We start from the raw sequence: 8,251 nt of genomic DNA, 5'->3' as shown, positions 1-8,251 counted from the left end.
CACACGCCGCTCTTCCGATCTCTGCACCTCACCCTGAGCAACCGGGGCCGCGCCGCCCGGCGTGGCCGCCGGGCTCCGCCGGGACCGAGGCGTCCGGCGGGGCGGGCCGGGCCCGCGAGGCCGCATCCGCCCCCGCGGCAGCGGTACGGCAGCGCTCCGCGCCCGGTGCCGCCGGGTCCGGGTCGCGGTGGGCGCGCGGGGACGTGCCGTACGCCCCGGCCGCGGTGCGGCCGGGGGCGGCGTCCTCACCGTGCCCGTGCGCGGGAGCGTGCGAGGGCTCGTGGGCGCTTCCGTGGGAGTTGGGGTGCTCCGTCACGCGTGGGGTTCCATCCGTCGGGGCTGTGCAACCCGCCCGAGGGGGCGGGTCAGGCGCGTCGCAGGTTGAGGAAGATCTGGATCTCGGGTGGTACGTCCGTGCTCGCCGGGGCGTACGCCAGCGAGCTTTCCCCGGCGATCTCGAAACCCGCCTCGCGTACGACCTCACGCAATTCGTCCCGCAGATATCCCGATACCCGGATCGTGTGGCCCAGGAACGGAATCGCGTAGTCGTCCACGTCCGCCTCGACCATCGCGAGCGCCAGCAGGCCCCCGGGCCTCAGCAGTGCGTGCAGCATGCGCAGGGCGTGCGGGATCTCCGGGCGCGGCAGCATCAGCAGGGCGAAGAAGGCGGCGGCGCCGTCGAAGGTGCCCAGCCGGCCGTCGCGCAGCGCGGCCAGGTCGCCCTGGTGGAAGGCGGCTTCCGGCACGTTCGCGCGGGCGAGTCCGAGCATGCCGGGGGAGAGGTCGTAGCCGACCACCGTGTGCCCGGCGTCGGTGAGTTGACGTGCGGTCGGCAGTCCCGTGCCGCAGCCCAGGTCCAGGATGCGGGAGCCGGGCGGCAGCGCCCCGGCCAGCCAGGCGCCGGACGCGAGCTGGCCCTCCTTGTGCGGGAAGGCCTCGTCGTAGCGGTCGCCGATGGCGTCGAACGCCTCGGCCTGGCCGCTGCGATCCAGCCCTAAGCGGGCATAGCCGTCGTAGCCATCCCGCTGGTCGTCACCGCTCACGGCTCCGCCCTCTCTGCGACTGTCCTGTGCGACGTGATGTGTGATCGTCCGTCACCTGCCGTGCGGTCGTGCTGCCTTGCGAGTACCGCGGAGCCCGATCCTACGGTTGCCCCGAGGGGAGACGGCAAGCGGTCAGGTCGGGAGACGGTCCGGTGTGCGGTCCCAGTCGCCGGGCAGCGGGGGGACGGTCCAGGCGGGGTCGGGGCGCCAGTTCTCCCAGCCGGCGTCGAAGGGAGCCGCCCAGGACTCGATCAGGCCGACCGCCGTCCGCCCGGCGTCCCGTACCCGGACGGCCTGGTCGGCGCTCATCAGGCCCGCGCGCTGGGCCTGGACGAACTCGTCCTCGTCCTTCCACTCCCAACTGCGGTCCGGATAGACGGCGATGTCCAGGAAGTGGTCCTCCGAGTCGACGCCGCCCGCCCAGCGGACCAGCGGTTCCTCAAGGTTCACGTACCAGTTCCTGAACCGCCAGTCGTCGTCCCAGAACAGCCAGACGGACCAGGGCTCGCCGGGCCGGGCGAGCTTGAGCACGCCGGGGCCGTGCCAGCGGGTGAGCGAGGTGGTGCGCGGCTTGGAGTAGCGGGTGGCGAGCGGCTCCTGGTGCACGGGGGTGCCGTCGGCGAGCAGCGGCTTGACGCAGTCGGTGCCGGGGGCCATCCACACGGCGAGCAGCTCGTCGGTGTCCCGGACCACGGTGACGGGGCGGCAGATGTGCACGTGGTCGGTGGCATTGCCGCGGTAGCGCCAGAGGATGTGGTCCCCCGGAGCCCAGGGGGCCGATGCGGCGCCCGCCGCCGTCGTGTTCACCGTGTCCGCCGTCATGCGCAGATCTTAGGTGTCCGGGGCAACGAGCGCCGTGACGTAAGGCACGCATCCCCTGCAGGAGGGTGCAGGAGGGTTTACGGGCGCGTCATGCGCAGCACGTCCAGGGCCTCGTCCAGCTGCTCCCGTGTCAGCAGGCCGCGTTCGACGTAGCCGCCCTCCAGGACCGTCTCGCGGATCGTCTTCCGTTCGGCGAGCGACTTCTTGGCCACCTTCGCCGCCTCCTCGTACCCGAGGTAACGGTTCAGCGGGGTCACCACCGACGGCGAGGACTCGGCGTACTCCCGCGCCCGTTCGACGTTGGCGGTGATGCCGTCGACCGTGCGGTCGGCCAGCAGCCGGCAGGCGTTGGCGAGCAGCCGGACGGACTCCAGGAGGTTCTTCGCCATCACCGGCAGCATCACGTTGAGCTCGAAGTTGCCCGCGGCGCCCGCCGTCGCGACGGTCGTGTCGTTGCCGGTCACCTGGGCCGCCACCATCAGCACCGCCTCCGGCACCACCGGGTTGACCTTGCCCGGCATGATCGAGGAACCGGGCTGCAGGTCCGGCAGGGCGATCTCGGCGAGCCCGGTGCGCGGCCCGGAGGCCATCCAGCGCAGGTCGTTGGCGATCTTGGTGAGGCCGACGGCGATGGTGCGCAGCTGGCCGCTGGTCTCCACCAGGCCGTCGCGCGCGCCCTGCGCCTCGAAGTGGTTGCGGGCCTCGGTCAGCGGCAGCCCGGTCGCGCGGGCGACCTCGGCGATGACGGCGGCGGAGAAGCCGGGCGGGGTGTTGATGCCGGTGCCCACGGCCGTGCCGCCCAGCGGGAGTTCGGCCAGGCGCGGCAGCGAGGCGCGCAGCCGCTCGGCGCCGTAGCGAACCTGCGCCGCGTAGCCGCCGAACTCCTGGCCGAGGGTCACCGGGGTGGCGTCCATCAGGTGCGTCCGGCCGGACTTCACGACGTCCGCGAACTCCACCGCCTTGCGTTCCAGCGCCGCCTCCAGGTGCTCCAGCGCCGGGACCAGGTCGCCGGTCACGGCCGCCGTGGCCGCGATGTGGATGGAGGACGGGAAGACGTCGTTGGACGACTGGCTGGCGTTGACGTGGTCGTTGGGGTGCACGTCGCGGCCGAGGCGCTCGCTCGCGAGGGTGGCGATGACCTCGTTGGCGTTCATGTTGGACGAGGTGCCGGAGCCGGTCTGGAAGACGTCGACGGGGAAGTGCTCGTCCCAGCGCCCCTCGGCGACCTCGTCCGCCGCCTCCGCGACGGCGGCGGCAATGTCCTCGTCGAGCACGCCGAGCTCGGCGTTGACCTTCGCCGCCGCGGCTTTGATGCGGGCCAGCGCGGCGATGTGCGCGCGCTCCAGGCGCTGCCCGCTGACGGGGAAGTTCTCCACGGCCCGCTGGGTCTGGGCCCGCCACTTGGCGTGGGCGGGGACACGGACCTCGCCCATGGAGTCGTGCTCGGTGCGGTACTGCTGCACAGGGGCGTTCTCGCTGTCGTTCATGGTCGTCAACCTCCTGACCAACAGAGCATCCGCCCCGTCAATCCTGTTCCCGGTGTTCCCAAATCCACAACTGACGAGTAAATACCGCGGGTAACAAAAAACACCGGGGAGGCTTCATGACACGCAGACCCACCCTGCGCTGTGCCCTCGCTTCCGTCGCGGCCCTCGCCGCCGCCCTGGGCGGCATGGCCGTCACCACCCCCGCCGCCCACGCGGCCGCCCGCACGAGCGCCACCGCGCTCGGCCCCGAACTGGAGAAGATCCGCGCGGCGGAGTCCGCCGAGCTGTACGGCGACGCCGCGGAGCGCCCGCTCGACCAGCGCAAGACCTCGCTGGTCTCGCTGGGCGACAGCGAGATATCCGGCGAGGGCGTCGGCGTCTACGAACCGGGTACCGACGGCCCCGTCAACTGGTGCCACCGCTCGCCCGACGCCGCCATCCACCGCACCGGGATCCCGGCCGACGTCACGTACAACGTCGCCTGCTCCGGCGCCACCACCGCCAACATCCGCATCGGCGGCACCAAGCAGTACGCCGACGAGCTCGTCCAGAGCGACAACCTGGCCGTCAAGGCCCGCACCACGCACGTGAAGATGGTGCTGCTCGTCGCCGGCGCCAACGACGACCTGCAGTTCGGCCCGGTCATGACCGACTGCGTCGAGCGCTACCTGTTCCTGCAGGGCCCGTGCCGGCCCAAGTACGAGCCCGGCTGGCAGGCCCGCGTCGACGGGCTCGTCCCCAAGGTCGAGCAGACGGTGCGCGACCTGCGCAAGGTCATGACGGACGCGGGGTACGCGGCCGGCGACTACAAGCTCGTGGTGATGGGCTACCCCAGCCCCATCGGCCCCGACATCGAGGACAACCCGAACTACCCCGGCAAGCTGCCGGGCGGCTGCGTCGGCTACACCTCCGACGCGGCCTGGGGGCGCAACGAGGCCGTGCCCGCCTTCGAACGCGGCATGCACAGGGCCGCCCGGGACACGGGCGCCGTCTACCTCGACAACTCCCGCCTCTTCCACGGGCACGAGGTGTGCATGGAGGACACCTGGGCCCGCGGCCTGTGGATCGACCTGACGAACCCGATCCCGCCGGACGCCAACTCCGTGCGGCAGTCCTTCCACCCCAACGAGCGCGGGCACGGCGCCTTCGCATCCTGCCTGACGCAGCTGTACGACTCCGGCTACCAGGAGGCGGGCTGCGCCGACCCGGCGAGCACGGGCAAACCGGTGCTGCACAAGGGCGCTTGGGACGACGCGTTCCGCCCGCTGAAGAGCGCGGCCACCGGCACGTGCATCGACGCGTACGGCGCGGCCTCGGCCAACGGCACCGAGGTGGGCGGCTGGCCGTGCTCGGGTGCGCGCAACCAGGAGTGGTGGTACGAGGGGACGTTGCACTCGGGGCTGACGCACGACCGGTGTGTGGACGTGCCGGGCGGCGCGTATCGCGCCGGTGCGGCGCTGGAGTTGTGGAACTGCCACGGCGGCGCCAACCAGCGCTTCACGCACGACGGTTCGACGTTCCGGCCTGCGGCGGCGCAGGGGTTGTGCCTGACGCTGGCGGGCGCCAAGGAGCCGGTGCGGCTCCAGAAGTGCGACGGCTCTTCGAGCCAGAGCTTTGCGTGAGCCTGTACGGGAATGGGCCCCGCGGTTGCGGGGCCCATTGCCTTGATTTCGGGTGCGGGTTCGCTGTGCTTGCTCGCGCAGTTCCCCGCGCCCCTGACGGGGCGCCCCGTTAGGGGGCGCTCCGCACCGGGATGCTGGTGAACGTCGGCGCCGGTGCCGGGTCGGTGAAGAAGTCGTTGCCCTTGTCGTCGACGACGACGAACGCCGGGAAGTCCTCGACCTCGATCTTCCAGACCGCTTCCATGCCGAGCTCCGCGTACTCGACGACCTCGACCTTCTTGATGCAGTCCTGGGCCAGCCGGGCCGCCGGGCCGCCGATCGAGCCGAGGTAGAAGCCGCCGTGCGCGGCACACGCGTCGGTGACCTGCTTGCTCCGGTTGCCCTTCGCCAGCATCACCTTGGAGCCGCCCGCCGCCTGGAACTGCTCGACGTAGGAGTCCATGCGGCCGGCCGTGGTCGGGCCGAACGAACCGGACGCGTAACCCTCCGGCGTCTTCGCCGGGCCCGCGTAGTAGACCGGGTGGTCCTTGAGGTACTGCGGCATCTCCTCGCCCGCGTCCAGCCGCTCCTTGATCTTCGCGTGCGCGATGTCGCGGGCGACGACCAGCGGGCCGGTCAGCGAAAGCCGGGTCTTCACCGGGTACTTGGTGAGCTCGGCGAGGATCTCGTCCATGGGACGGTTGAGGTCGATGCGCACCACGTCTTCGTCGCCGAGGTGCTCGTCCGTGGTGTCCGGCAGGAAGCGCGCCGGGTCCGTCTCCAGCTGCTCCAGGAAGACGCCCTCGGCGGTGATCTTCGCGACGGCCTGGCGGTCGGCCGAGCACGAGACCGCGATGGCCACCGGGCAGGACGCGCCGTGCCGCGGCAGACGCACCACGCGCACGTCGTGGCAGAAGTACTTGCCGCCGAACTGGGCGCCGATGCCGATCTTCTGGGTGAGCTCGAAGACCTTCTCCTCCAGCTCCTTGTCGCGGAAGCCGTGGCCGAGCGGGGAACCCTCCTCCGGCAGCTCGTCGAGGTAGTGCGCGGAGGCGTACTTGGCGGTCTTGAGCGCGTACTCGGCGCTCGTGCCGCCGACGACGATCGCCAGGTGGTACGGCGGGCAGGCGGCCGTGCCCAGCGAACGGATCTTCTCCTCCAGGAACTTCATCATGGAGGCCTCGTTGAGGACCGCCTTCGTCTCCTGGTAGAGGAAGGACTTGTTGGCCGAGCCGCCGCCCTTGGCCATGAAGAGGAACTTGTAGGCGCCGCCGTCGGTCGCGTAGAGCTCGATCTGCGCGGGGAGGTTGGAGCCGGTGTTCTTCTCGTCCCACATGGTCAGCGGGGCCATCTGCGAGTAGCGCAGGTTGAGCTTCGTGTAGGCGTCGAAGATGCCGCGCGAGAGCGCCTTCTCGTCGCCGCCCTCGGTGAGGACGTTCTGGCCGCGCTTGCCCATGACGATCGCGGTGCCGGTGTCCTGGCACATGGGCAGCACGCCGGCCGCGGCGATGTTGGCGTTCTTCAGCAGGTCGAGGGCGACGAACTTGTCGTTGGCCGAGGCCTCGGGGTCGTCGACGATCTTCCGCAGCTGGGCGAGGTGCGCGGGGCGCAGGTAGTGCTGGATGTCGTGGATCGCCTCTTCGGCGAGCTTGCGCATCGCCTCCGGCTCGACCTTGAGGAAGGTGCGACCGTCGGCCTCGAAGGTGGACACGCCCTCGGCGGTGACGAGGCGGTACGGCGTGTCGTCCTCGCCCAGGGGCAGGAGATCGGTATAGGCAAACTCGGGCCGAGACATCGCGGCGATTCCCTCACTCTGCGGATGATGGTGCTGGCTTCCTCGACAGCCCCTCCAGCGTAGGCGTCCGCGGCGCCGGGACGTTTGTGAGGTAAGGCTCACTCGCGCTCCGCACCCCTGCCCTCTATCGCGATCTATCGCGTTTGGGTACCCTGCTCCCGTGGATGAGTCATCTCTCGAAAAGCGGCCCCAGGACCGGCCGCAGGCCCCGGAAGGCCGGCCGGCGGCCCCGACTGGTCTTCCGGCGCCCGCGATGCGCGCCTCCGACGCCGACCGCGACCGCGTCGCGGACATCCTGCGCGAGGCGCTGGCCGAGGGGCGGCTCACGGCCGAGGAGCACGGCGAGCGGATCGCCGCGGTCTACGAGGCCCGCACCCTCGGCGAGCTGGAGCCGCTGGTGCACGATCTGCCCGCGGGACGGCGCCCCCACGAGCCGGCCGGCTCCGCGCGCCCGTACGACGCCTCCATGCGCCCCGCCCCCGCGCCCGCGGAGAATCTGGTGGCCGTCTTCGGCGCCGCCGAGCGCAAGGGCCGCTGGCGGGTCCCTGCGCGGACGAACGCCTTCGCGATGTTCGGCGGCGTGGAGATCGATCTGACCGAGGCGGTCTTCGAACAGCGGGAGATCGTGATCAACGCCTCCGCGGTGTTCGGCGGGGTGGAGATTAAGGTTCCGGAAAATGTTTCCGTGCGTTCCACGGGGACGGGCATCTTCGGCGGCTTCGACGTCCGGACCCACGAGGCGCCGGATCCGGACGCCCCCGTGGTCGTGATCACGGGTTTTGCGGTCTTCGGCGGGGTCGAGGCCAAGGCGCGTCGGGGCAAGCGGCTCAAGAACCTCAGGTCGGAGCAATAGCCGCAGATCGTGGCGTCCGGCGGCGTTCCGGTCATGGCAACGGTGTGAATAAGAGCGCGCACAGCGGGTAAAGCTTGGTGCATCGTCTCTCGTACGGCTGCGGGTGCGAATGGCCGTGCAGGGTGAGACGGCAAGGGTGACTCAACCGGCCGAGCTAAGCCGTCGTCAGGAGTAGACCGTGCTGCTACCGCATCAGCCCCTGCAGGAAGCCGCCGTACCGTCCCAGCGGATTTCCGCTCGGGAACAGGCGGGCCCCTGGCATTCGGAGGCGGTGTGCCGCCGGGATGAAGCCGGGCTCTTCTTCGCACCGTCGAAGGAACCCACCGCCGCGCGGCTCTCCCGGGAGGAGGCCGCCAAGCGGGTCTGTGCCCGCTGCCCCGTGATGGTCGAGTGCCGGGAGCACGCCTTGCTGCAGCCCGAGCCGTACGGGGTGTGGGGCGGGCTGACGGCCGCCGAGCGCCGGGTCGTGCTGGCCCGCCGCCGGCGCCGCGAGGCCGAGCTCCAGCGCTCGACGCGGGTCGCTGCCGCGGGCTGAGCGCAGGGGTGTCTATATCGGGCCGGGCCCCGCCGAACTTGCGGCGGGGCCCGGCCCGTTGTGGCTGGTCGCGCCCACGCGGCGGAGCCGCTGGGGGTACCTCCCAGCGGTAGCT

General features: G+C 71.3%; 8 protein-coding genes. 3 read left to right on the top strand and 5 right to left on the bottom strand.

Annotation, left to right across the window (positions count from 1 at the left end; all coding sequences use genetic code 11):
• Positions 1 to 28: 28 nt before the first annotated feature.
• The 4 genes from ACWD4B_RS34175 to ACWD4B_RS34160 all read right to left on the bottom strand — a co-directional run bounded on the left by ACWD4B_RS34175 (position 29) and on the right by ACWD4B_RS34160 (position 3,328).
• Positions 29 to 316: a hypothetical protein gene (locus ACWD4B_RS34175; RefSeq protein WP_451424422.1), complete on the bottom strand. Its 288-nt coding sequence runs from the start codon at positions 314 to 316 to the stop codon at positions 29 to 31.
• A gap of 49 nt (positions 317 to 365) precedes the next feature.
• Positions 366 to 1,043 (bottom strand): class I SAM-dependent DNA methyltransferase, encoded by a 678-nt coding sequence (locus ACWD4B_RS34170; RefSeq protein ID WP_451424421.1) that lies wholly within the window; start codon positions 1,041 to 1,043, stop codon positions 366 to 368.
• A gap of 132 nt (positions 1,044 to 1,175) precedes the next feature.
• Positions 1,176 to 1,865, bottom strand: coding sequence for a cytidylyl-2-hydroxypropylphosphonate hydrolase (fomD, locus tag ACWD4B_RS34165; RefSeq protein WP_451424420.1), 690 nt, complete (start codon positions 1,863 to 1,865; stop codon positions 1,176 to 1,178).
• Positions 1,866 to 1,942: 77 nt separating this feature from the next.
• Positions 1,943 to 3,328 carry a class II fumarate hydratase gene (locus ACWD4B_RS34160; RefSeq protein WP_451424423.1) on the bottom strand — a complete coding sequence of 462 codons (1,386 nt, stop codon included), beginning with the start codon at positions 3,326 to 3,328 and terminating at the stop codon, positions 1,943 to 1,945.
• Between the two features lie 140 nt (positions 3,329 to 3,468).
• Here ACWD4B_RS34160 and ACWD4B_RS34155 point away from each other — a divergent pair, with 140 nt between their 5' ends.
• Entirely contained in the window at positions 3,469 to 4,974 is a 1,506-nt protein-coding gene (locus ACWD4B_RS34155; RefSeq protein WP_451424419.1) for a ricin-type beta-trefoil lectin domain protein, read from the top strand.
• Positions 4,975 to 5,083: 109 nt separating this feature from the next.
• On the opposite strand, the gene ACWD4B_RS34150 is transcribed toward ACWD4B_RS34155, so the two are convergent.
• Positions 5,084 to 6,748 (bottom strand): fumarate hydratase, encoded by a 1,665-nt coding sequence (locus ACWD4B_RS34150; RefSeq protein ID WP_451424418.1) that lies wholly within the window; start codon positions 6,746 to 6,748, stop codon positions 5,084 to 5,086.
• 160 nt (positions 6,749 to 6,908) lie between these two features.
• Between ACWD4B_RS34150 and ACWD4B_RS34145 the strand changes: the two genes are divergently transcribed.
• Both ACWD4B_RS34145 and ACWD4B_RS34140 read left to right on the top strand, forming a co-directional pair.
• A complete protein-coding gene (locus ACWD4B_RS34145; protein WP_451424417.1) occupies positions 6,909 to 7,601 on the top strand; it encodes a DUF1707 SHOCT-like domain-containing protein in 693 nt (230 codons plus the stop codon).
• 178 nt (positions 7,602 to 7,779) lie between these two features.
• Complete coding sequence (locus ACWD4B_RS34140; RefSeq protein WP_171079988.1) at positions 7,780 to 8,136, top strand: WhiB family transcriptional regulator; 357 nt, start codon at positions 7,780 to 7,782, stop codon at positions 8,134 to 8,136.
• Positions 8,137 to 8,251: the final 115 nt, after the last annotated feature.

It is taken from the genome of Streptomyces sp. NPDC002536 (assembly GCF_053594995.1).
Note: the sequence above shows the minus strand (reverse complement) of the source record. Positions and strands in the feature narration are given on the sequence as shown.

Excerpts from the sequence above, each read along its gene's own strand:
- fomD (WP_451424420.1), bottom strand. The coding sequence starts at position 1,865 with ATGACGGCGGACACGGTGAACACGACGGCGGCGGGCGCCGCATCGGCC.
- ACWD4B_RS34155 (WP_451424419.1), top strand. The coding sequence starts at position 3,469 with ATGACACGCAGACCCACCCTGCGCTGTGCCCTCGCTTCCGTCGCGGCC.
- ACWD4B_RS34150 (WP_451424418.1), bottom strand. The coding sequence starts at position 6,748 with ATGTCTCGGCCCGAGTTTGCCTATACCGATCTCCTGCCCCTGGGCGAG.